At 66.6% G+C, this 22,339-nt stretch carries 18 protein-coding genes; 10 read left to right on the top strand and 8 right to left on the bottom strand.

Going from position 1 to position 22,339, the window contains the following annotated elements:
- Positions 1 to 15: 15 nt before the first annotated feature.
- The 4 genes from PDM29_RS16145 (at position 16) to yeiP (ending at position 4,915) form a co-directional block, all read left to right on the top strand.
- Positions 16 to 909: a hydroxymethylglutaryl-CoA lyase gene (locus PDM29_RS16145; protein WP_311191080.1), complete on the top strand. Its 894-nt coding sequence runs from the start codon at positions 16 to 18 to the stop codon at positions 907 to 909.
- Positions 906 to 3,464 carry a sensor domain-containing protein gene (locus PDM29_RS16140; RefSeq protein WP_311191079.1) on the top strand — a complete coding sequence of 853 codons (2,559 nt, stop codon included), beginning with the start codon at positions 906 to 908 and terminating at the stop codon, positions 3,462 to 3,464. The genes PDM29_RS16145 and PDM29_RS16140 overlap by 4 nt, the downstream gene beginning before the upstream one ends.
- Before the next feature lie 79 nt (positions 3,465 to 3,543).
- Complete coding sequence (locus tag PDM29_RS16135) at positions 3,544 to 4,314, top strand: SDR family NAD(P)-dependent oxidoreductase (RefSeq protein ID WP_311191078.1); 771 nt, start codon at positions 3,544 to 3,546, stop codon at positions 4,312 to 4,314.
- Positions 4,315 to 4,348: 34 nt separating this feature from the next.
- On the top strand, positions 4,349 to 4,915 hold the full coding sequence (gene yeiP, locus PDM29_RS16130; RefSeq protein ID WP_282296074.1) for an elongation factor P-like protein YeiP: 567 nt from the start codon (positions 4,349 to 4,351) through the stop codon (positions 4,913 to 4,915).
- Between the two features lie 342 nt (positions 4,916 to 5,257).
- On the opposite strand, the gene PDM29_RS16125 is transcribed toward yeiP, so the two are convergent.
- The 4 genes from PDM29_RS16125 to PDM29_RS16110 form a co-directional block, all read right to left on the bottom strand.
- Complete coding sequence (locus PDM29_RS16125; RefSeq protein WP_311191077.1) at positions 5,258 to 5,980, bottom strand: MliC family protein; 723 nt, start codon at positions 5,978 to 5,980, stop codon at positions 5,258 to 5,260.
- A gap of 152 nt (positions 5,981 to 6,132) precedes the next feature.
- Positions 6,133 to 7,938, bottom strand: coding sequence for a DUF7844 domain-containing protein (locus PDM29_RS16120; protein WP_311191076.1), 1,806 nt, complete (start codon positions 7,936 to 7,938; stop codon positions 6,133 to 6,135).
- Positions 7,938 to 8,240: a DUF2388 domain-containing protein gene (locus tag PDM29_RS16115; protein WP_311191075.1), complete on the bottom strand. Its 303-nt coding sequence runs from the start codon at positions 8,238 to 8,240 to the stop codon at positions 7,938 to 7,940. The genes PDM29_RS16120 and PDM29_RS16115 overlap by 1 nt, the downstream gene beginning before the upstream one ends.
- 61 nt (positions 8,241 to 8,301) lie before the next feature.
- Positions 8,302 to 9,690 (bottom strand): FAD-binding oxidoreductase, encoded by a 1,389-nt coding sequence (locus tag PDM29_RS16110; protein WP_311191074.1) that lies wholly within the window; start codon positions 9,688 to 9,690, stop codon positions 8,302 to 8,304.
- 165 nt (positions 9,691 to 9,855) lie between these two features.
- Between PDM29_RS16110 and serA the strand changes: the two genes are divergently transcribed.
- Positions 9,856 to 11,097 carry a phosphoglycerate dehydrogenase gene (gene serA / locus PDM29_RS16105; RefSeq protein WP_311191073.1) on the top strand — a complete coding sequence of 414 codons (1,242 nt, stop codon included), beginning with the start codon at positions 9,856 to 9,858 and terminating at the stop codon, positions 11,095 to 11,097.
- A gap of 23 nt (positions 11,098 to 11,120) precedes the next feature.
- On the opposite strand, the gene PDM29_RS16100 is transcribed toward serA, so the two are convergent.
- Positions 11,121 to 11,702 carry an NUDIX hydrolase gene (locus tag PDM29_RS16100; protein ID WP_311191072.1) on the bottom strand — a complete coding sequence of 194 codons (582 nt, stop codon included), beginning with the start codon at positions 11,700 to 11,702 and terminating at the stop codon, positions 11,121 to 11,123.
- Positions 11,703 to 11,903: 201 nt separating this feature from the next.
- Between PDM29_RS16100 and PDM29_RS16095 the strand changes: the two genes are divergently transcribed.
- From PDM29_RS16095 to mtnC, 5 genes are all read left to right on the top strand, one after another.
- The gene (locus PDM29_RS16095; RefSeq protein ID WP_311191071.1) at positions 11,904 to 13,379 is read left to right on the top strand and encodes an amino acid permease; all 1,476 of its coding nucleotides are present in this window, start codon (positions 11,904 to 11,906) and stop codon (positions 13,377 to 13,379) included.
- A gap of 60 nt (positions 13,380 to 13,439) precedes the next feature.
- Entirely contained in the window at positions 13,440 to 14,867 is a 1,428-nt protein-coding gene (locus tag PDM29_RS16090) for an amino acid permease (protein WP_311191070.1), read from the top strand.
- Between the two features lie 355 nt (positions 14,868 to 15,222).
- Positions 15,223 to 15,858 carry a methylthioribulose 1-phosphate dehydratase gene (locus PDM29_RS16085; protein WP_311191069.1) on the top strand — a complete coding sequence of 212 codons (636 nt, stop codon included), beginning with the start codon at positions 15,223 to 15,225 and terminating at the stop codon, positions 15,856 to 15,858.
- A gap of 181 nt (positions 15,859 to 16,039) precedes the next feature.
- On the top strand, positions 16,040 to 16,597 hold the full coding sequence (locus PDM29_RS16080; protein ID WP_311191068.1) for a 1,2-dihydroxy-3-keto-5-methylthiopentene dioxygenase: 558 nt from the start codon (positions 16,040 to 16,042) through the stop codon (positions 16,595 to 16,597).
- A 3-nt stretch (positions 16,598 to 16,600) separates the two neighbouring features.
- Complete coding sequence (gene mtnC / locus PDM29_RS16075) at positions 16,601 to 17,302, top strand: acireductone synthase (protein WP_311191067.1); 702 nt, start codon at positions 16,601 to 16,603, stop codon at positions 17,300 to 17,302.
- A 96-nt stretch (positions 17,303 to 17,398) separates the two neighbouring features.
- Here mtnC and PDM29_RS16070 read toward each other — a convergent pair whose 3' ends face one another.
- From PDM29_RS16070 to PDM29_RS16060, 3 genes are all read right to left on the bottom strand, one after another.
- Positions 17,399 to 20,011 carry a beta-mannosidase gene (locus PDM29_RS16070; protein WP_311191066.1) on the bottom strand — a complete coding sequence of 871 codons (2,613 nt, stop codon included), beginning with the start codon at positions 20,009 to 20,011 and terminating at the stop codon, positions 17,399 to 17,401.
- 139 nt (positions 20,012 to 20,150) lie between these two features.
- Positions 20,151 to 21,344, bottom strand: coding sequence for an AGE family epimerase/isomerase (locus PDM29_RS16065; RefSeq protein WP_311191065.1), 1,194 nt, complete (start codon positions 21,342 to 21,344; stop codon positions 20,151 to 20,153).
- Positions 21,341 to 22,339 carry a carbohydrate kinase family protein gene (locus tag PDM29_RS16060; RefSeq protein WP_311191064.1) on the bottom strand — a complete coding sequence of 333 codons (999 nt, stop codon included), beginning with the start codon at positions 22,337 to 22,339 and terminating at the stop codon, positions 21,341 to 21,343. Before PDM29_RS16060 ends, PDM29_RS16065 begins: the two co-directional genes overlap by 4 nt.

Genomic DNA, 22,339 nt, shown 5'->3' with positions numbered 1-22,339 from the left:
AGGAGGCGCACTGCCATGGATGACTTCGTGCGCATTGTCGAGGTCGGCCCGCGTGACGGGCTGCAGAACGAGGCCCAGCCGGTGGCCACCGCCGACAAGATCGAGTTGATCCGGCAGCTGTCGCTGACCGGCCTGCGCAGCATCGAGGCGACCAGCTTCGTCAGCCCGCGCTGGGTACCGCAGCTGGCCGACGCCGCCGAGGTCTACGCCGGGATCGAGCGCCGGCCCGGCATCGACTACCCGGTACTGGTGCCCAACGAACAGGGCTATAACCGCGCCCGTTCGGTCGGTGTGGAGGAAGTGGCGGTGTTCACCGCTGCTTCGGAAACGTTCAACCGCACCAATACCAATGCCGGCATTGACGAATCACTGGCGCGCTTCGCGCCGATCCTGGAGCGCGCCCGCGCCGACGGGGTGAAGGTGCGCGGCTACGTCTCCACCGTGCTCGGCTGCCCCTACCAGGGTGAGGTCGCGGTCAGCGAGGTGGTACGGGTGGCCCGCGCCCTGCATGACATGGGCTGTTACGAAATCTCGCTGGGCGACACCATCGGCGTCGGTACGCCGCGCAAAGCGCGCGCCATGCTGAAGGCCGTGGCCAGTGAAATCCCGATGCCGGCGTTGGCGGTGCACTTCCACGACACCTATGGGCAGGCACTGGCCAACATCGACGCCTGCCTGGACGAAGGCGTGCGGGTGGTGGATGCGGCGGTTTCCGGCGCGGGCGGCTGCCCCTACGCCAAGGGGGCCAGCGGCAACGTCGCCAGCGAGGACGTGGTGTACCTGCTGCACGGCATCGGCATGCGCACCGGCATCGACCTGTTGGCCCTGGCTGCCACCGGCCGCTGGCTGGCTGCGCGGCTGGGCCGGGAAACCGGCAGCAAGGCCGGCAAAGCGCTGGCCGCCTTATGAGCCGGGGCGGCCCGCGCAGGGATGCAGCGGTCGGTGACCATCTCACCGGCCATCTGCACGCGCTGGCCGCCCTGGAACGCGCCCTCGCCCACCCGACCGGCGAGGACCTGCACGCCGTGCTGCGCGATGTGCAGCAGGCCCTGCAGGAGGCGATGGACGAGCGCCAGCTGGCACTCCGGCGCTATGCCGCGCTGTTCGACGCCGTGCCCGACCCGGTCAGCATCCTCAGCGAAAGTGGCGTGGTGCTGGACCTCAACAACGCCGGCGTGCGCGCCTATGGCCGCCCGCGCGAGGACATCGTCGGACAGCCCATCGAGATCCTCAATCCCGACCTGCCCAGCGACCACCTCGATCCGGTCTGGGAAGCCCTGCGCCGGGGCGAAACCTACGTCATCGAAGTCACCAACATGCGCGGCGACGGCAGCCGCTTCCCGGTTGAAGTGCACTCGGCCGGCTTCGAGCACCAGGGCGAGCACTGCATCGTGGCGGTGGCACGCGACCTGAGCAGCCGCTGGCAGGCTGAATCGCGCTACCGGCTGCTGATGGAATCCATCGACAAGGGTGTGATCCTGTTCGACCGCAATCTGCAGGTGGTCTCGGCCAATCCGGCTGCGCACCGCATCCTCGGCACCAGCGGCGGCAGCCTGCAGCACCTGCTGGCCCCGGAAGACTGGATCAGCGTGGACGAACACGGCCATCCGCTCACCCGCGAGCAGTGGCCGGCGGCCGAGTCGCTGCAGCGCGGACGCATCATCCGCAGCACCATCGTCGGGCTGTACCACCGCCCGCGCGGGCGCATGATCTGGATCTCCACCACCAATGTGCCGGTGTACAGCAACGGTCGCGACACCCCGGACCACGTGTTCGGATTGTTCAGCGACATCACCGAGCTCAAGCGCAACAACACCCTGTTCGACCGCGCGCAGTCGCTGGCGCATATCGGCGGCTGGGAGTGGGACCGCGGCCTGCAGCGGCTGTACCTCACCGACGAGGCCGCGCGCATTCTGGGCCAGGACCTGCCGATGCAGGACATGGCCCACCTGATGGACTGCCTGCGCACCGACGACCGCCTGCAGCTGCAGCAGGCGCTGCTGGAGGTGATCGACCGGCAGGTGCCGTTCGAGCTGGAACTGCAGGGCACGCGCAGCGACGGCCATTCGTTCTGGGTAAGAATGATCGGCGAGGCCGAGGCCGGCGACGTGGACGCCGCGCGCATCGCCGGCACCGTGCAGGACATCACCGCACGCAAGCACGCCGAGGAAACCCTGCGCATCCAGGCGCGCACCGACCCGCTGACCGGCATCATGAACCGCGACGCGGTGCTGGGCGACCTGGCCACGCGCATGGCCAGCCCCACCCACAGCCGGGTGGCGGTGCTGTACATCGACCTGGATCGCTTCAAGACGGTCAACGACATGCTCGGCCACAACGCCGGCGACGAACTGCTGATCGACGCCACCCGGCGCATCTCCACCGCCATTGGCACCGAAGGGCTGGTGGCGCGCTTCGGCGGCGACGAGTTCCTGGTGGTGTGCGACACCCGCGACCAGCCCGACCAGCCCGAGCGGCTGGCCGAGGCCATTACCCGCGCCTTCATTCCGCCGTTCCGCTTCGGCAGCGACGAGTTTGCGGTGACCACCAGCATCGGCATCGCCCGCGCGCCGCAGGACGGGTTGCGGCCGCAGGTGCTGATCCAGAACGCTGACATCGCCATGTACGACGTCAAACGCCGCACCCGCAATGGCTGGCAGGTGTTCTCGCCGGAACTGGCGCAGCGCCAGCACGACCGCCTGCAGATTGAAAGCCGCCTGCATCGCGCGCTGGACGACGAGGAGTTCCATCTCGTCTACCAACCACAGGTGGACCTGAAAAGCGGCCAGCTGATCGCGGCCGAGGCGCTGATCCGCTGGCGCAACTCACAGCTGGGCGAACTGCGCCCGGATGTGTTCATCGGCCACGCCGAAAGCACCGGCGACATCGTGCGCATCGGCCAGTGGGTGCTGCGCGAGGCCTGCCGGCAGGTGCGCCTGTGGCAGGACGCCGGGCTGGGCATCGTGCGGGTGGCAGTGAATGTGTCCTACCGCCAGTTCGTCGGTGAGGACCTGGCCCGCAACGTGCGCCAGGTACTGGAGGAGTTCGACCTGCCAGGCACCGCATTGGAGCTGGAGTTCACCGAGCGGGTGCTGATCGAGGACGCACCGGACACCCTGCAGACCTTCGGCCGCCTGCGCGAAATGGGCGTACTGCTGACCATCGACGACTTCGGCGAGGGCTACAGTGCACTGAACTACCTGCGCCGGTTGCCGATCCACGGGCTGAAGCTGAGCCAGATGTTCGTCGAGGGCGTGCCGGGCAACCGCTCGGACGTGGCGGTGTGCGAAGCGGTGTGCGGCATCGCCCGCAGCCTGGGGTTGGGGCTGGTGGCCGAGGGCATTGAATCGGAGGAGCAGCGCCATGCCCTGCACGGCATGGGCATCAGCGTCGGCCAGGGCTTCCTGTTCGCGCCGGGGCTGGCTCCGGACGATTTCGCCCGCCGGCTGGCGCGTCGCGGCTGAGCCGCAGGTGGCAGTGCACAACGGTGCAAGGCCCGGCTTCGGCTAGAATCGGCGGTTCTTGAACCTGCGGAATCACCTGATGCAGCTGTCTTCTGTGCGTGCCGTCGTCACCGGTGGCGTTTCCGGCCTGGGCCTGTCCGTGGCCCGTCATCTGGTTTCCCATGGCGGCAAGGTCGCCCTGTGGGACCTCAACGACGAGAAAGGCGCGGCCGCGGTGGCCGAGCTGGGCGCGGACAAAGCGCGCTACTTCAATACCAACGTCAGCGACGAAGCGGCCGTTGCGGCGCAGATCGACGCCGCGGCCGAGTTCCTGGGCGGCCTGAACGCGGTGATCAGCTGCGCCGGCATCCTCGGCGCGGGCCGGGTGCTGGGCAAGGAAGCGCCGATGCCGCTGGCCAACTTCCAGGGCACGGTGATGGTGAACCTGGTTGGCAGCTTCAACGTCGCCAAGGCGGCCGCCAATCGCATGCAGCACAACGAAGCCGGCGACGACGGCGAGCGCGGCGTGATCATCAACACCGCCAGCGTGGCCGCTTACGAGGGCCAGATCGGCCAGGCCGCCTATTCCGCCTCCAAGGGCGGCGTGGTCGCGATGACCCTGCCGATGGCGCGCGAGCTGTCCCGGTTCGGCATCCGCGTGATGACCATTGCCCCCGGCATCTTCTGGACGCCAATGGTGGACGGCATGCCGCCTGCGGTGCAGGAATCGCTGGCGGCGTCGATTCCGTTCCCGCCGCGCCTGGGCAAGCCGGAGGACTTTGCCGGCCTGGTCGGGCACATCCTGGGCAACACCTATCTCAACGGTGAGACCATCCGCCTGGACGGCGCGGTGCGTCTGGCCGCCAAGTAATCCCTTACCTCCCACACCACCGACCTTCATTCCCATGAAAGCCAACGACATCAAGAAAGGCAACGTCGTCGAGTACAACAACGGCGTCTACCAGATCCGCGACATCGAGCGCAGCTCGCCGCAGGGCCGCGGCGGCAACGTCCGCTTCCGCTTCATCATGTACAGCGTGCCGGGCGGCAACAAGCTGGATGCCAGCTTCGACGCCGACGACAACCTGCCGGAAGTGGAACTGCTGCGCCGTCAGAGCACCTACTCGTACAAGGATGGCGACGCGTTCGTGTTCCTGGACGACGAGGACTACACCCCGTACACGCTGGACGCGGACGTGATCGGTGACGACGCGGGCTACATCACCGACGGCCTGACCGGCATCTACGTGCAGGTGATCGACGACCAGCCGGTGGCGGTGCAGTTGCCGACCAGCGTGGTGCTGGAAGTGATTGAAACCCCGCCGGAACTGAAGGGCGGCACCGCGACCAAGCGTCCGAAGCCGGCCAAGCTCAACACCGGCATTGAAATCATGGTGCCGGAGTACATCGCCAACGGCGAGCGCGTGCTGGTCAACACCACCACCGGCGAATTCGCCGGCCGCGCGGATTGATCTGATCGCCTGCAACGCGGATGGTCCGCCATCCGCAACGCCCATCGTTCGCCGTCCCGGACACCGCAAACGCCGATCGTTCGCCGTCCCGTTGAGCCGGGCTTGCCCGGCTGCTTTCGGCGCTATCGCCAACGGCCACGGCGTTTCCACTGTTCCGTGCGGGGAGGCCTACGGGCAGCCCCGCTCCGGGACACGCCGCAAGTACGTCCATGTAGGCTACTCCACGGCATCCATGCCGTGGAGTGTCCCTCCGGAGGCTACCCGCAGGCCTCCCCCGATGGATCATCTGCAGCGGTTACAAAAGTCCAAAGCGCGAATCCAAAGCGCGGCAATGCGCCCGATCTACGGCTTCACCGCCACCTTTGGGGCACCGGAAAAATCACCACAGCCGTGGAACTGCCTGGCACCCACAGTCAGCATCACCGTCGCGCCAAACGCCTTTCCGCTCATGTTGTCCTCGCACACCGTGCGCTGGAACGTCAGCTTGATCTCAGTGCCATCATCGGCCCTGCCTGACCAGCCATCCTGGCCCTGCGTCGGTGCTGCGATCTCATACTTCTTCTCGCCATAGTCGGTCTCGACATGCAGGCGCGGTACTTCACCGTCGCTGACCTGCGCAAGCCAGCCGGGTTCATTGCCAGTGGCGCGGAACGTGGCCGTGGAAGCTGCCGGCGTGGTCGCCGCCGGTGCCGCTTCGCCTTCCGTACCGGAACCCGTGCAGCTACGGTCGGGCTCGCCGGCGAGGGTCAAGGTGCCTTCAGTGGTGCCCTTGGTCCAGAACACATTGCCCTGGCCATCACCGTACTTCGCGCCCGAGGCCGCAGTTTCAGAGGACATCACGAAGGTGCGCCCACCGACCACGACGGTGGCCGAATCCTGGCCGCGATAGGTGGCCTGCACGGCGAGGTCGCCGCACTGGAACGCGTAAGTGCGTTCATCGCTGGTGGCAGTGCCGGCGGGCGGCGCGACTTCGGCGGTGCCGGTGTTGGCGTCCTGCGCGGCGGGCTGGCAGGCGGCCAGGCTTGCGGTGATCGCGGCGCTGAGAATCCAGGGGGAAATGCGCATGTTCGACTCCTTGCCGATCGGTTACGTCAGCCGTTCATCGTAGTCGGACCGATGTATAGGCAGGTGAAGCTGGAATGACCCGGGTTACGCTGACGCGCATGGCGCGTCACTACGTAGGGACACGCCATGCGTGTCCTCGCGGTGCCGGATCATCACGACGCCACTTCATCGCTCGCCAACTGCCGCATCCTGTTTCCCAACCGCTCAAGGCTGCGTTCGATCATCTGCAGTTCCTGCTGCTGGGCGCTTGGCAACCGCTCGCGCAGCTCCACCTGCAACGCCTCCCACCCACTCACACCCCGCGCGCTCAGCCGCGCCGTCGCAACTTCCGCAGCCGCGCGCTCGTCGCCCACCGGGACGCCATACCCACCCGGCGGCAACAACCCGGCCGGACTCACCAGCTGCCCGGCGTCATCCAGCAACGCCATCAACGCCGCATGCGCGGCATCCACCCCACCGTGCGGATCGCTGAGCGCGCGCTTCAACCCCGAGCGCGCACGCAGCTCTTCGCGATTGCGCGCGGCCTGTTCAAGCAGCAGCATCGCCGAAGTGGCACGCAAGCCGCCCTGCTCCACCCAGACTGCGCGTTGTGCGGCAGGCAGTTGCAGCCAGTCAGTGACATCGGATGCCGGCACCGCCAGCTCGGCCTGCACGACCTCAAACAACTGCTGGTAGTGCGCCTGCGCGGACGCGAAGTAATAGCCCTGACGAGTCGCCTCGCGGCGGTCATCCAGCACGGACGTATCGGCAACGCCCTGCCGCTGCAGCCGCGACAGCAGGCCGCGCGGGGTGATCCGGTTCAGGCCTTCCACGCCCAGCCGCGGCACGCCTTCCTGCAGCAGTTTGCCGGTCTCCACTGCGCAGTTGTTGCTGATGAAGCGGTAGCGGCCGTCGTAGCTCCAATGCACCTGTGCGACCCGTTCCAGCAGCGAGGCGATCTCGGCGTCACTCAACTGCAGCGGAATCGACGACAGCCCGCGCAGTTCGACCTGGGTGTACTCGTTGATCACCTGGTTCAGCGGCAGCACGAACAGCCGCGAGGGATACGCGCCGGTCAAACCGGCCCAGCTGGAGATCTGCACATCACCGACGAACGCGCGGAACGACAGCACCCGATGGTGGGCCAGATCCATGCGACAGGCCGGTCCGCGCGGCCGTCCGGGGGCGCAGATCACCAGCCGCAGCATGCTGTGGCCCCAGCGGCTCATCAGCGCGTCATTGCCTTCGGCCAGCAGGTACTCCACTGCATAGACGCGCGACGGGTCCAGTTCCAGCAGCGAGGCCTGGCCGCTGACCTCGCCGGCCTGCACCAGCGGCACGCGTGCGTCGCACCCGGTCGCGGGGGTGTCGCGTTGCCCGATGTGCTCGGCAAACCACGCGGCCAGCGCCGGGCGGCGGCAGGCATAGTCCGGATCCAGCAGATAGTGCTCGGCGTTGACCGCCAGGAACTCGGCCGGGCTGTGCCGCTCATAGGCATCCGGGCTGCGCGCGCTGAACGCATTGGCACCACGTCCCATGCGCCACGGTCGCTGCTGCCAGCCGGCGAGGTCGCGCCAGCGCGCGCTGCCGGACCAGCCGCCGTCGGCAGCGCGGTCCAGCACGTGGGTCAGTTCATGGATCAGCGCCGCCTGCAGCGGAAGCGGCAGCGGCTGCCCGGGTTGTACGTCATTCAACAGGGCGCGCCTGAGCATGATCGTCCCGCCCCGGGCGCGGCCATGCACGCCGTCAGGAAGTCGATCAGACCAGCGCACCGGCACCGGTGCGTGGAAACGAGCCTGCCAGCCGACCGGCAACAGATCCGGCGCAGCCGCCAGGACCTGTGCGGCCGCGGCCTGCTCGGCGGCGGTCAGACCCGCCGGCTGCAACTCCAGTTGCAGCGCGGCGTGGGCGGCGGGAACGGCCAGCAACGCCGCCAGGACCGCCGCGCACTGGCGCAGGGCCCAGCGGCGTAAACGCATCAGCGCGCCAGCAGGGTCCGCGCCAGGGCCATGTCGCTGGCCTCGCGCTGTGCGGCATCACGCTCGCGCAGGTGCAGCAGCGCGGCTTCCAGGCGGGCACCGCGGATCGCGCCGTCGCTGGCCACGAAGGCAGCCGCGTCTTCGCGCGCGTCCAGCACCACCTTGTCATCATCGGAACTGGACGAACCGGCCGACGAGGCACCGGATGCGGAACCGGCCGAAGAACCGGCGAAGCTGGAAGCCAGGGCCGACAGCGGCAGCGACAGGGCGAGCACGGCAACAACAAGAATCGGACGCATCATCAGGGTGTCATTCAGGCGGGAAAGCACAGAGCGTATCGGGTGCGTGAAGAGCTGTCGCGCCCTACAGGTCAAAAACCTTGCCGGGATTCAGCAAACCTTGGGGATCAAACGTGCGTTTGACCGCCTTCATCAAGGCAATTTCGGCCGGGCCGCGGGTGCTGTCCAGATAGCCTTTCTTGACCAATCCGATCCCATGTTCGGCGGAAATGCTGCCATCGAAGTCTTTCAGCACCTGCGCCAGCAGCTTGGTCACGTGCTCGCACTGCTGCAGGAACTCGGCATCGCCGGTGCCGTCGGGCTTGAGCACGTTGATGTGCAGGTTGCCGTCGCCGATATGGCCGAACCAGACCACGTCGAAGTGCGGATAGGCCTCGCCGATCAGGGCCTGGGTGCGGGCCAGGAACGCCGGCATCGACGAAATGCGGACGGAAACGTCATTCTTGTACGGCTTGTAGCGCGCCACCGCCTCGGTGATGCCTTCGCGCAGACGCCACAGCTGGGCGGCCTGCGCATCGCTCTGGCTGACCACGCCATCACTCACCCAGCCCTGCTCCATGCAGGCCTCGAACGCGGCCATGGCAGCCGCCTCCTGGACCTCATCGCCGGCGGCGAACTCGGTGACCACATAGAACGGATGCACCTCGGCAAACGGGGCTTGTGCGCCATGCGCAAGCACGTGCTCCAGCGCCCGGTCGGTGAAGAATTCGAAGGCCTGCAGCTGCAGGCGCTCGCGGAAGGCCGCGAACACCTCCATCAGCACCTCGAACGAGGGCAGCGCCAGCAGCATCACGTTGCTGGCCGGCGGCGGGTCGGTGAGCTTCAGGGTGGCCTCGACGATCACCCCCAGGGTGCCTTCCGAGGCAATCAGCAGCTGGCGGAAGTCGTAGCCACTGGAGTTCTTGATCAGCCCCTTGTTCAGCTCCAGCAGTTCGCCGTTGACGGTGACCACTTTCAGGCCGGCGATCCATTCGCGCGTGTTGCCGTAGCGGATCACCCGGATGCCGCCGGCATTGGTGGCGATGTTGCCGCCAATCGAGCAGGAACCGCGTGCGGCGAAATCCACCGGGTAGATCAGGCCGTGTTCCAGCGCCGCGTTGTGTACGGCTTCCAGTGCCATGCCGGCCTGCACGGTCAGGGTGCGGTCCACGGCATTGAACGTCAGCGGCTTGTTCATCCGCTCCAGGCTGAGCACCAGCTCGCCATTCGCGGCAACGGCCCCGCCAGACAGCCCGGTACGACCGCCCGAGGGCACCACCGCCACGCCCTGGGCACTGCACCAGCGCAGCACTGCCTGCACCTCCTCCACGCTGGCCGGCAAGGCAATGGCCAGCGGGGCCGGCGTCCAGCGGCGGGTCCAGTCGCGCCCGTAATGTTCCAGATCGGCCGCATCGGTCTTGAGCCGCAGCCCGGGGCAGTCCTGCAACAGCGATTCAAGGCGCGGGTCGGTCATGGAACTCACGGGGCCGGGGAAACCCCGAAGGGTAGCGCACGACCGTTGGTCGTGCGACCTCGACGGACGGCGCAATGGATGCATCTGAAACCGTTGCCGCGCCGCACCATCGCGGTGCCGTTCTGGCATAGTGGTCCACCCTCTCCACCGTGCTGCACTTTGCCCATGTCGCCGAAGAAGACCTCGTTCCCGAAGCAGGATATCCGTGTGCTGTTGCTCGAGGGGGTCAGCCAGACCGCCATCGACGTGTTCAGCGCTGCCGGCTATTCGCAGATCGAGGTGCACAGCAAGGCGCTGCCGGACGAGGAGCTGAAGGCGCGCATCGCCGAGGCGCATATCGTCGGCATCCGTTCGCGCACCCAGCTCAGCGCTGACGTGCTTGCGCATGCGAAACGTCTGATGGCCGTGGGCTGCTTCTGCATCGGCACCAACCAGGTCGACCTGGAAGCGGCGGAACAGGCCGGCATTCCAGTGTTCAACGCGCCCTACTCCAACACCCGCAGCGTGGCCGAACTGGTCATTGCCGAAGCGATCATGCTGACCCGTGGCATTCCGCAGAAGAACGCCGAATGCCATCGCGGCGGCTGGTCGAAGTCGGCCGCAGGCAGCCATGAGGTGCGCGGCAAGACCCTGGGCATCGTCGGCTACGGCCATATCGGCACCCAGGTTGGCGTGATGGCCGAAGCCATGGGCATGCAGGTGATCTTCCACGATATTGAAACCAAGTTGTCGCTGGGCAATGCGCGCGCTGCGATCGATCTGGACGACCTGCTGGCCCGCGCCGACATCGTCACCGTGCACGTGCCGGAAACCGCCGCCACGCAGTGGATGATCGGTGCCCCGCAGCTGGCGAAGATGCGCCCCGGCGCGCACCTGATCAACGCCGCACGCGGCACCGTGGTCGATATCGATGCGCTGGATGCAGCGCTGCATTCGGGCCATATCGGCGGCGCGGCACTGGACGTGTTCCCGGTCGAGCCGAAGGGCAATGGCGACGCCTTCGTCTCGCCGCTGACCGCGCATGACAACGTCATTCTGACCCCGCACGTCGGCGGCAGCACGCTGGAGGCGCAGGACAACATCGGCGTGGAAGTGGCGGCCAAGCTGGTGCGCTACAGCGACAACGGCAGCACCCTGTCGGCGGTCAACTTCCCGGAAGTGACCCTGCCGGAGCACGCCGACAGCCTGCGCCTGCTGCATATCCACCAGAACGTGCCGGGCGTGCTGTCCAAGGTCAACGAGATCTTCTCGCGTCACAACGTCAACATCGACGGCCAGTTTCTTCGTACCGACCCCAAGGTGGGTTATGTGGTGATCGACATCACCGCCAGCGAGGAGCAGGCCGCGGGCGTGCGCGAGGAGCTGGCGGCGATTCCGGGCACGCTGCGGACGCGCGTTTTGTATTGATCGTCACGACCAACGGTCGTGACCTACCGCGCCAACCACCGTTTCGCCATGCGCGGCAACGACTGATCCCCATCCGGGGTCGCAATCGCCTCCGCCGCCACCTCGGCCACCGTGCGCCAGGCCAGTGCCAGCGACTCCTCGCTGACCACGAACGCCTCGCTGCCCAGCGCCCGCACCACGTAGCGGGCGTCGTAATGCCAATGCCCCGGCACGTCCTTGCGCTCGGGAATCCAGTGCTTGTCGATGTCGAACAGCACCCCGTCCTCCAGCACCAACCCGCCCAGGCCGGATTCCTCCTCCGCCTCCGTCAGCGCCACCTTGGCCAGGTCGCGCTCGCCGTCGGCATGCCCACCCAGTTGCAGCCAGCGGTCGAGCTTGCGGTGATGGGTCAGCAGGATGCGCTCACCGTCGGCGCTGACCAGCCAGGCACTGCCGGTGAAATGCCCGGCCAGCCGGCTGCGCAGGAACGGATTCTCGGCATCGTCCAGAAGTGTGCTGAATTCGTCAGCCAGTGCGGCGTGTTCGGGGTGCCGGCGGGCGTAATCCGCCAATTGCGCACGCAGAGCGGCGTCTTGTCCTACAAGGGATTCAGAGTTCAGCGACATGGAATCGGGGGGCGAAGGCGGATTTGACCCATTATCGCCGCCGATGCTGCATTTGCGCTTGTGCGCAGGCTTCAGCTTTGGCTAAGGTACAGCGGGCCGTCCGCTGGGGCGGCACCACCCCAATCAAGGGGGCGCGGCAATGTATCGCGCCCCGCTCATTCCATTCAGCGGGGCCTGGCCTCGCGTTACGGGAAGCACTGCATGCTGAAGTCTCTGTTGAGGGTCAAACCGGTGGCACCGGCCGGGCACGTCGATGCCGGTGAGCCGATCGAAGGCAGCCTGGATGGCGAAGCCACACTGAAACGGACCCTCACCGCGAGACACCTCATCCTGCTGGGCATCGGCGCGGTGATTGGCGCGGGTATCTTCGTGCTGACCGGTCAGGCTGCAGCCAACCATGCCGGCCCCGCCGTCATGCTGTCGTTCGTGATCGCCGGCTTCGCCTGTGCTCTGGCCGGCCTGTGCTACGCCGAGTTCGCGGCGATGATGCCGGTCTCCGGCAGCGCCTACTCCTACTCGTATGCCACGCTCGGCGAAGGCATGGCCTGGTTCATCGGCTGGTGCCTGGTACTGGAGTATTTGTTCGCCTCGGCCTCGGTCGCGGTGGGCTGGTCGGCGTACCTGATCAGCTTCATCACCACCACCCTGCACATGCCGTTCCCGGACGCGCTCAGCGCCGCGCCCATTGCCTGGACCGGGCAGGAGTTTGTCTCCTCCGGCAAGCTTTTCAACCTGCCGGCGGTGCTGATCGTGGCGGCGGTATCGGGCCTGCTGTACGTGGGCGTGACCCAGTCGGCGTTCGTCAACGCGATCATCGTGGCGATCAAGGTCACGGTGATCTGCCTGTTCATCGGCGTAGGTGCCGCGCATATCGACCCGGCCAACTGGACCCCCTTCATTCCGGATAACACCGGCGTGGACGGTGAGTTCGGCTGGAGCGGCGTGTTCCGTGCGGCCACCATCGTGTTCTTCGCCTACATCGGCTTCGACGCGGTCTCCACCGCCGCCGGTGAAACCAAGAACCCGCAGCGCAACATGCCGATCGGCCTGCTCGGCTCGCTGGCCGTATGCACCGTGGTCTACATCATCGTCTGCGCGGTGCTGACCGGCATGATGCCGTACCACCTGCTGGGCACCGACAAGCCGGTGGCCACCGCGCTGGAGCCCTACCCGACCCTGAGCTGGCTGAAGACCTTCGTGGAGATCGGTGCCATCGCCGGCCTCTCTTCGGTGGTGCTGGTGATGATGATGGGCCAGACCCGCATCGCCTACACGATCTCCCGCGACGGCCTGCTGCCGAAGGTGTTTGGCAAGGTCCACGCCCGCTTCCGTACGCCGTACTGGGCCACCATCGTGGTCGGCGTGATCGCCGCCGCACTGGCCGGGCTGGTGCCGCTGAACGTGCTGGGCGAACTGGTCTCGATGGGTACGCTGCTGGCGTTCGCCACGGTCTGCATCGGCATCCTGGTGCTGCGCCGGACCCGTCCGGAGCTCGAGCGCCCGTTCCGGGTCCCGGCGGTATGGCTGATCGCCCCGCTCGGCGCGCTGACCTGTCTGTTCCTGTTCTGGCAGGCGTTCGTGGTGCACTGGCACCTGTTCGTGGGCTGGACGGTGTTGGGCCTGCTGATTTATTTCGGCTACGGCATCCGCAACAGCAAGCTCGCCAAGCAGTCATAATTCCGCAACGGGCCGGCCCACTGCCGGCCCGTTCGTTTTCACCCGAAAAGACCCAAACACATGCTCAAACAACTGTGGGCCACCAAGCACCCGCATGCCGCCCATGAAGACGCCAACGGGCTGAGCCTGAAGCGCCATCTGGGCCCCTGGGGCCTGACTGCGCTGGGCATCGGCGCGGTGATCGGCGGCGGCATCTTCGTGATCACCGGTCAGGCCGCGGCCAACCATGCCGGCCCGGCGATCATGCTGTCGTTCGTGCTGGCGGCGATCTGCTGCGCCTTCTGCGCGCTGGCCTACGCCGAGTTCGCCTCGATGGTCCCGGTGTCGGGCAGTGCCTACACCTACACCTATGCCACCTTCGGCGAGCTCTCGGCCTGGTTCATCGGCTGGATGCTGGTGCTGGAGTACGGGGTCTCGGCCTCTGCGGTGGCGGTCAGCTGGACCGGCTACTTCCTGAGCCTGCTGAGCCATTTCGACATCCATCTACCGGCCGCACTGGTCAGCGCGCCGCTGGACGGGCAACTGCGTCCGACCGGCGCGATTGCCAACATTCCAGCCGCCATCCTGGTGCTGCTGCTGACCTGGCTGTGCTACGTGGGCATCAGCAAATCCTCGGCGATGAACATGGCGATGGTGGTCTTGAAGACCGGCCTGATCATTCTGGTGATCGTGGTGGGCTGGAAGTATGTGGACCCGGCCAACTGGACCCCGTTCATTCCGGAGAACCAAGGCCCGGGCAAGTACGGCATGGAAGGCGTGCTGCGCGGTGCGGCGATGGTGTTCTTCGCCTACATCGGGTTCGAGGCGGTGTCGGTGGCGGCGCAGGAATCGCACCGGCCGCAGCGTGACATGCCGATCGGCATGATGCTGTCGCTGGTGATCTGCACGGTGCTGTACATCGCGATGGCTGCGGTGATGACCGGCCTGGTGCCGTACAACCTGCTGGGCACCGACGAGCCGGTGGTGACGGCGGTGGCCGCGCATCCGCAGCTGGGCTGGTTGCGGGTGGTGGTGGAGATAGGCGCGCTGATCGGCTTGTCGTCCGTGGTGCTGGTGATGGTGATCGCGCAGCCGCGCATCTTCATGATCATGGGCCGTGACGGCCTGCTGCCGCCGGTGTTCACCAAGATCCATCCGACCTACCGCACGCCGCACATCAATACGGTGATCACCGGCATTGGCATTGCGCTGCTGGCGGCATTGTTCCCGCTGGACGTGCTGGGTGAGTTGACCTCGATGGGCACGCTGATCGCGTTCGCAGCGGTGTGCGCGGGCGTGCTGATCCTGCGCCGCACCCAGCCGGACCTGCCGCGTCCGTTCCGGATTCCGGCGGCGTGGCTGGTGTGCAGCCTGGGGGTGCTGAGCTGCCTGGCGCTGCTGTCGGCGATGACGATGCACAACTGGATGTTGATGATTGGCTGGACGGTGATCGGGTTTGCGATCTACTTCCTGTACGGCTTCCGCCACAGCCGCCTGCGCGGGCGTTGATTCACGCCCCCTCCAGCCCATCCCGACCCACCCTCGACAGTGCGTCGGTGACGGAGCCGAAAAGCAAAAGCGGCGCCCGTGCCGCTGGTAGATGACGACCGTTGGTCGTCATGCCTTGGAGCCGGCCACTGGCCGGCTCTGCTTTTTCTCCCCTCCCCCCAAGTGCTGGCACACGCAGAATTCTGTCGAAGGCCGGTCGGGGTGGGGTTTGCGGGGGTTTGAGCCGCATGGATGCGGCGACAAAGCTTACATGGACGTACTTGCAGCGTCCCCCGCAAACCCCACCCCGACCGGACTCCCCCAGGAACCCGGCTCTTCGCGACCAAACAACCGAAAGCCAGTTAAAATCACCCCCATGAACACCCCCTACGACACCACCCGCCTCAGCCAGCTTGCCCAGATCCTGATCGACAACGTGCGTGAGCTGGCCCAGGCCGGCTGGACGCCGGCGACCAGCAGCAATTTCTCGCACCGGCTGGATGACCAGCATGCGGCCATTACCGTGTCCGGCAAGGACAAGGGCCGGCTGATCGAAGACGACATCATGGTCGTGGACTTCGATGGCCAGGCCGTGGGTCGGCCGCTGCGGCCGTCGGCGGAGACCCTGCTGCACACCCAGCTGTACCGCCGCTTCCCGGAAGTAGGCTGTGTGCTGCATACGCATTCCCCGGTGCAGACCGTGGCCTCGCGCCTGTATGCGGCGCAGGGGCATATCCGGCTGGAAGGCTACGAGCTGCTGAAGGCCTTCCATGGCAACAGCACGCACGAAATGGCGATTGAAGTGCCGGTGTTTGCCAATACCCAGGACATGAACGTGCTCTCCGCACAGGTCGATGCCCTGCTCGACCAGCAGTGCCTGTGGGGGTATCTGATTGATGGCCACGGGCTGTATGCCTGGGGCCGGGACATGGCCGAGGCGCGCCGGCACCTGGAAGCGTTTGAGTTCCTGTTCCATTGCGAGCTGGAGCTCAGGAAGCTGCGCGGGCTCTGAACGCCCGTGTAGAGCCGGGCTTGCCCGGCTGCCGTTTAAATCAGCCGGGCAAGCCCGGCTCTACGTTGCATCATGAATACGGGCAATGTGCTGCTTCCCCCGCGTCATTACGCCGCGCCCCCAACCGCGGGCTGCGGCTGCTACCCTTTAAGACCCCCGTTCCCACGTTCAAGCTGCCGCCATGAGCCGACTGCGCATCTTCAATGACACCGCCCCCGAGGCCCCGTTGCTGGATACCCAGGACGGTGCCGTGATTGCCGATGAACTTAAGAAAATCGGCGTGACCTTCGAGCGCTGGCAGGCGGCCCATGAAGTGGCCCCCGGTGCCAGCCAGGACGAGGTGTTCGCGGCCTATCGCAGCGACATTGACCGGCTGGTCGCCGAACGTGGCTTCAAGAGCGTGGACGTGGCCTCGATCGCCCCGGACAACCCCAACCGTGCGGAACTGCGCAAGAAGTTCCTCGACGAACACTTCCACAAGGAAGACGAGGTGCGCTTCTTCGTTGCCGGCTCCGGCCTGTTCACCCTGCACGTGGGTGACAAGGTGTACGAGATCGAGTGCGTGAAGGACGACCTGATCGCCGTGCCGGACAGCACCACGCACTGGTTCGACATGGGCGAAGAGCCGAGTTTTGTCGCGATCCGCTTCTTCACCGAGCCGGACGGCTGGGTCGGTCACTTCACCGGCACCGATATCGCGCAGAAATTCCCCCGTTACATTCCTACCCAGGCTTCCTGATCCATGTCGCAGTCGCCCCGCGTTGTATTGACCGATATCGAAGGCACCACCAGCAGCATCTCGTTCGTCAAGAACGTGCTGTTCCCGTATGCGCGCAAGGCGCTGCCGGCATTCGTTGCCGCGCATGGGCAGGAGCCTGAAGTGCGCCGCTGGCTGGACGCGGTGGCCGCCGAGATCGGCGGTGCCTGCCAGGACGCACTCGTGGTGGAAACCCTGCAGGGCTGGATCGACCAGGACCGCAAGCACACCGCGCTGAAGGCGCTGCAGGGCATGATCTGGAAGAGCGGCTACGAGCGCGGCGACTACCAGGCGCACTTCTATCCGGAAGTCGCTGCGGTGCTGAAGGGCTGGCACGCACAGGGCAAGGCCCTGTACGTGTACTCGTCCGGCTCGGTGCCGGCGCAGAAGCAGTTCTTCGGTTTCAGCGAAGCCGGCGACCTGACCGCGCTGGTGTCGGGCTGGTTCGACACGGAGATCGGCGGCAAGCGCGAGGCCGACAGCTACCGCAACATCGTGCAGGCGATAGGCGTGCCGGCCGGGGAGATCGTGTTCCTGTCGGACGTGGTGGAAGAGCTGGATGCGGCGCGAGAGGCCGGGCTGCAGACGCGTCTGCTGGACCGCCTGCAGGATTACCCGCTGCCGCGCACAGGTGAGGCAACGCACGGCCACGACCGGGTCGAGAATTTCCAGCAGATCACGTTGTAATTCCAGCAGCGCGGCGGACGCGCATGGCGCGTCCCTACGCGGCATCGATGTAGGGACACGCCATGCGTGTCCACGACCATCCCGGGCCGCGTTCGATTACCGGCCCATTGCCTCGGCCACGCTCCGCACCCGCAACGCGTCGGCCAACGCCTTGGCACTCTGATCCGCCTTCACCCGGATCCGCACCGGTTCCCCCGGCACCAGGTCCAGCGCGTTGTCGTCCAGTACGGCATCAAACCCGTCAAATTCCACCCACACCCCCCGCGCCAGCTGCGCAGAGCGCAGCTCCAGCACGCTGTCATCACCCTCGCGGACCCAGCGACTGACGATCTTTGCCTGCGGCAGACGCATGTCCTTGGCCGCAGCGAAATACACCACCTGCCGCGATACCACCTGCTCGCCGTCCAGCAGCTCCGCCACGGCCACGGTGCGCCTCGGATCCGCTTTGCCCAGCAGCTGCGCATCGGTGAACCGCCCGACCTCCAACGCAGCCAACGGCGGCACCGTCACCGCCTTGCGCTCATCACTACGCACGCGGCCATCCACATCCATCACCCGCAACCGCCACGCCCCGCGCAGCGGCTCGGCACGGTCGTTAAGCAGACTGACCCGGGTCACACCTTCGTCGCGCAGCGCGGCAACGGCATGCCCGGCGAAGAAGCGCTTGGCATGGAAATGCAGCGCTTTCCAGCGACCGTCGTGATCGACACTCGACCACGACGCGCCCGGCCACACATCGTTGAGCTGCCAGTACAGCGAGCCCATGGTGTACGGGCGTGAGGCGCGGTGATGCAGCGCGGCCAGGGCAATGCCTTCGGCCTGGGTCACCTGGCTCAGGTAGACGAAGTCATCGAAATTGCGCGGTGTGCCGAACTCACGCTCGATGTACTGCAGCAGGCGCTGATTGCCCTCGCCCGCCATGAACTTCTGGTGCGCCTTCACCACCGGGCTGTCCACCTGTTGCTGGTCGGCGGGAATGATCCCCTGCAGCGTGCGCAGCGACGGCCACGCCTGCAGGCCGTACTCGGACATGAAACGCGGGGTCTCGCGCAGATACGCCTGCACCGGCAGCGCCGGATTGCCCCACACCTGCCAGTAGTGCTTGTCGCCACGGGTGGAGTCGTTGGCTTTCTCGTCCAGGTCGTTGCTCGGCGAGCTCGACCAGTACGGCACGCCCAAACCGTGCTCGCTGACCACCTGGCGCAGGTCGTGGCCGAACAGATCCACATAGCCCTGCCACACCTTCTTCGCGAACACCGGGTCGGCCGCGGTCAAATCGCGGCCGTGGCCCCAATCCTTCCACGCGGTCTCTTCTTCGTTGTTGCCACACCACAGCACGATGCTCGGGTGGCGGCGCAGCCGGCGCACGTTGTCGCGTGCTTCGGCCACCACATTCTGGCGGAACGCGGGGTCGTAGCCGGGCTGCATGCCGCCGCCGAACATGAAGTCCTGCCAGACCAGAAGGCCGAGCTCGTCGGCGATGTCGAAGAAGGTGGAATCCTCGTAGTAGCCACCGCCCCAGTTGCGCACCATGTTCATGTTGGCGTCGCGTGCAGCGGTGAGGTCGCGGCGCAGACGTGCGGCGTCCACCCGGGCCGGGAACGCGTCGAACGGAATCACGTTCGCGCCCTTGGCGAAGATCGGCACGCCGTTGATGACGAAGGCGAAGCCCTGGCCGCCATCGCGGTCGACCTCGCGGCGCAACTCCACCGTGCGCAGGCCGGTGCGCAGTTGCTGCTCCACCCTGCCCTGCTTGCCGGCGTCGACCACCGTGCGTACGGTGTAACGCGCCTGTTCGCCGTAGCCCACCGGCCACCAGCGACGCGGGTTGGCCACCTGCACGGGTACGGAAACCACCTGCCTGCCCTTGCGCAGGCTGGCCTCCTGTTCGACGGTGGCGGCGACGCTGCCATCCGGGTCGATCAGGGTCACCTGTACCTGGGCGGTGCCGGCCGCAGCTCGCTCCACTTCCACGTCCACCTGCAGCTCGGCGCGCTGCTCACTCAGCGCCTGCGTCTGCACCGCCACATCGGTGATGCGCTGCACGTCCCAGCTGTCCAGCGTGACCGGACGCCAGATACCCGCCGTCACGTAACGCGGGCCCCAGTCCCAGCCGAAGTGATAACCGGGCTTGCGCACAAAGTTGCCGACCATCGCGTCCTTGGGTTCATCGCCGTAGGGAGACGGATAGTTGCCGGCGATCTTGTGCGGCATCGCCTGCACGCGGGGCAGCAGCGTGGTGATCGGTGAACGGAACACGATGCGCAGGGTGTTGTCGTGCGCCTTCAGGCGACCATCGACGCGGGCGCGCCAGCTGCGGTGGCTGTTGTTGGCTTTCAACAGCGGGCGGTCGTTGAGGGTGACCTCGGCAAAGGTGTCCAGGCCCTCGAACGTCAGTTCGGCGTGTTTGCGGGCCAGCGTGGCGGCGTCGACGTCGAAGCGGGCCTGGTATTCCCAGTCGGCCAGCCCGATCCATTGCAGGCCGGCTTCGGGTGCGCCTGCGTAGGGGTTGGGTATCAACTCGTGTGCGAGCAGGTCGGTGTGGACCGAACCTGGGATCTGGGCACTGCGCCATTGGGTGACTTCAGGGTGGGCGCTTGCCTGGGCGTTGCCTGGGAGCAGGCGGAAGGACCATTGGGCTGACAGCGGGGTGGCTGCGGCTGGCAGCGCCCAAAGCAGAGTGAGAAGCAGAACGCCCAATCGCCGCATACATCCTCCTGTAGAGCCACGCCCTGCGTGGCTTCGACCCACCCCGGCACCGCGCAGACGCGCATGGCGCGTCTCTACGGCCGATCATTTCCGCGAAGCCACGCAGGGCGTGGCTCTACGGTTGTTTCCCATTCCCCAGTCAACGCACCACGTTCAACACTTCGTGGCAGGCGCCCATGGTGTGGTAATCGGTTTTGCCGGCCGGGCTCTTCTCATCGCTGTACTTGCGGTTGTCCGCATCCAGGATGCGGTACCACGCGCCGTACTGGTGGTCGATCATGTGCTGCCAGGCATACGCCCACAGCTTGTCGTACCACTCCCAGTACACCGCTTCACCGGTGCGCTTGGCCAGCAGCGCCGCGGTGGCCAGCGACTCGGCCTGCACCCAGAAGTACTTGTCGTCGTCGCACACGCTGCCATCCGGCGCGAAGCCGTAGTACAGGCCACCGCGTTCGGCATCCCAGCTGCGTTCCACGGCCACGTCGAACAGATGACGCGCGGTCGGTACCAGCCAGTCGGCCTGCACGTGACGATCCAGGATCAGCAACAGCTTCGCCCACTCGGTCTGGTGACCGGGCTGGAAGCCCCACGGACGGAACAGGTGCTTGGGGTTGTCGAGGTTGTAGTTCCAGTCGATCTTCCACTGGGTGTCGTAGTGCTCCCACACCAGACCCTCGCCCTGCGCGGCCTGACGGCGGGTCATGTGGTCGGCCAGCAGCAGCGCACGCTGCAGGTAGCGCTGTTCGCCGCTGGCCTCGAACGCCGCCAGCATCGCCTCACACATGTGCATGTTGGCGTTCTGGCCACGGTAGTCGCTGAAATTCCAGTCGGCGTCGGCTTCGTCCTTGTACAGGCCGAACTCCGGCTCCCAGAAACGCGCTTCCAGCAGTTGCCAGGTTTCGTCCATCCACTGCCGGGCTTCGCCGATGCCGGCCTTCAGTGCGCAGCTGTAAGCCAGCAGCACGAAGGCCACGCCGTAGCAGTGGTTGGTGGCATCTTCGACCACGCCGTCGCGCAGCGTCCAGGCGTAGCCGCCGGTGACCGGGTTGCGGTGCACGTCACGCAGGAAGGCGATGCCGTGTTCCACCGCCTTCAGGTCTTCCGGCTTGCCGAACTCGCGGTACGCCATGGCGTGGTTGAACACGAAACGGGTACTGCTGACCAGGTGGCGGTGGCTGGCGTCGTACACGCTGCCGTCGTCACGGTAGTAGTGGAAGAAGCCGCCGTTGGGGTCGATCTCGTGCGGCTGGTAGAACGCCATGGTCTGCGCGATATGCGCACGCAGGAACTCGGGCGAACGGAAATCAGGCTGGGGCGGAACATGCGGGGTCATGCGGCGGTGTCCTGTTGTTGCTGCAGCAGTTGTGTCACTTCGGCCAGGCTGGGCATGGCGGCGAACGCGCCCTTGCGGGTGACCGCGAGAGCGCCCACGGCGGCCCCGAAACGAATCGCCTCGCGCAGACCGGCCGCGTCACGGCAGAACGCGGCGAAGGCACTGCCATCAGCCCCGCGCTCGCCGAGTGCGAACAGCAGGCCAGCCACGAAGGCGTCGCCAGCGGCCGTGCTGTCCACCGTCGGCACCTGGAAGCCGGTCACCGTGCCCTGGTCATGGCGGGTGAACCAGCGCATCGGCGCGGCCCCGTCAGTGACCACCACGGCCTGCGCGTTGGCACCCAGCAGACGCTGGATCACCGCATCGCCACCGTCGATGCCGAGCGGTGCCGCCAGATAGTCGAGCTCCTCGCGCGACAGCTTGACCAGCTCGGCCAGCTTCAGTGCCTCCCACAGGCGTGGGGTCGGGTCGACCTCGGCCGGCCACAGCGAGGGACGGAGGTTGAGGTCCAGGCTGACCAGGGCACCGGCAGCGCGGGCGCGCTGCATGCCCTGCAGCGTGGCCTCGGCGATCTCGGCCTCGGTCAGGCTGTTGGAGCACACATGGAAGGTGCGCGTGCCTTCAAAGCACGCCGGCTGGAAGTGCTCGGCGCGGAACAGCAGGTCCGCGGCCGGCGGCCGGTAGAAGCTGAAGCTGCGCTCGCCCTGCGCGTCCAGCGCCACGAACGCCAGCGCGGTCTTGGCCTGGTCGGTGCGCACGATGCAGTCGGTAGCCACGCCGGCGTCGCTCAGGCTCTGCGCCAGGAAGTCACCGAACATGTCCTGGCCGAGCATGCCGGCAAAATGGGTGTCCGCACCCAGTTTGGCGGCGGCCACGGCAACGTTCGCCGGCGCGCCGCCGGCGTACTGCAGGAACGCGCGCGGGGTATCCGGCGTGGCCGGTGGCTGCGCAAGTAGATCGATCAAAATTTCGCCGAAACACACAATCTTGGTCAT

Source organism: Stenotrophomonas oahuensis (genome assembly GCF_031834595.1).
GTDB lineage: Bacteria > Pseudomonadota > Gammaproteobacteria > Xanthomonadales > Xanthomonadaceae > Stenotrophomonas > Stenotrophomonas oahuensis.
This window is presented reverse-complemented; position numbering and strand designations above follow the sequence as displayed.

Excerpts from the sequence above, each read along its gene's own strand:
- PDM29_RS16090 (WP_311191070.1), top strand. The coding sequence starts at position 13,440 with ATGCTCAAACAACTGTGGGCCACCAAGCACCCGCATGCCGCCCATGAA.
- PDM29_RS16125 (WP_311191077.1), bottom strand. The coding sequence starts at position 5,980 with ATGCGCATTTCCCCCTGGATTCTCAGCGCCGCGATCACCGCAAGCCTG.
- serA (WP_311191073.1), top strand. The coding sequence starts at position 9,856 with ATGTCGCCGAAGAAGACCTCGTTCCCGAAGCAGGATATCCGTGTGCTG.
- PDM29_RS16085 (WP_311191069.1), top strand. The coding sequence starts at position 15,223 with ATGAACACCCCCTACGACACCACCCGCCTCAGCCAGCTTGCCCAGATC.
- PDM29_RS16120 (WP_311191076.1), bottom strand. The coding sequence starts at position 7,938 with ATGCGTTTACGCCGCTGGGCCCTGCGCCAGTGCGCGGCGGTCCTGGCG.
- PDM29_RS16140 (WP_311191079.1), top strand. The coding sequence starts at position 906 with ATGAGCCGGGGCGGCCCGCGCAGGGATGCAGCGGTCGGTGACCATCTC.
- PDM29_RS16065 (WP_311191065.1), bottom strand. The coding sequence starts at position 21,344 with ATGACCCCGCATGTTCCGCCCCAGCCTGATTTCCGTTCGCCCGAGTTC.
- mtnC (WP_311191067.1), top strand. The coding sequence starts at position 16,601 with ATGTCGCAGTCGCCCCGCGTTGTATTGACCGATATCGAAGGCACCACC.
- PDM29_RS16135 (WP_311191078.1), top strand. The coding sequence starts at position 3,544 with ATGCAGCTGTCTTCTGTGCGTGCCGTCGTCACCGGTGGCGTTTCCGGC.
- PDM29_RS16100 (WP_311191072.1), bottom strand. The coding sequence starts at position 11,702 with ATGTCGCTGAACTCTGAATCCCTTGTAGGACAAGACGCCGCTCTGCGT.
- PDM29_RS16095 (WP_311191071.1), top strand. The coding sequence starts at position 11,904 with ATGCTGAAGTCTCTGTTGAGGGTCAAACCGGTGGCACCGGCCGGGCAC.
- PDM29_RS16110 (WP_311191074.1), bottom strand. The coding sequence starts at position 9,690 with ATGACCGACCCGCGCCTTGAATCGCTGTTGCAGGACTGCCCCGGGCTG.
- PDM29_RS16145 (WP_311191080.1), top strand. The coding sequence starts at position 16 with ATGGATGACTTCGTGCGCATTGTCGAGGTCGGCCCGCGTGACGGGCTG.
- PDM29_RS16115 (WP_311191075.1), bottom strand. The coding sequence starts at position 8,240 with ATGATGCGTCCGATTCTTGTTGTTGCCGTGCTCGCCCTGTCGCTGCCG.
- PDM29_RS16070 (WP_311191066.1), bottom strand. The coding sequence starts at position 20,011 with ATGCGGCGATTGGGCGTTCTGCTTCTCACTCTGCTTTGGGCGCTGCCA.
- yeiP (WP_282296074.1), top strand. The coding sequence starts at position 4,349 with ATGAAAGCCAACGACATCAAGAAAGGCAACGTCGTCGAGTACAACAAC.
- PDM29_RS16080 (WP_311191068.1), top strand. The coding sequence starts at position 16,040 with ATGAGCCGACTGCGCATCTTCAATGACACCGCCCCCGAGGCCCCGTTG.
- PDM29_RS16060 (WP_311191064.1), bottom strand. The coding sequence starts at position 22,339 with ATGACCAAGATTGTGTGTTTCGGCGAAATTTTGATCGATCTACTTGCG.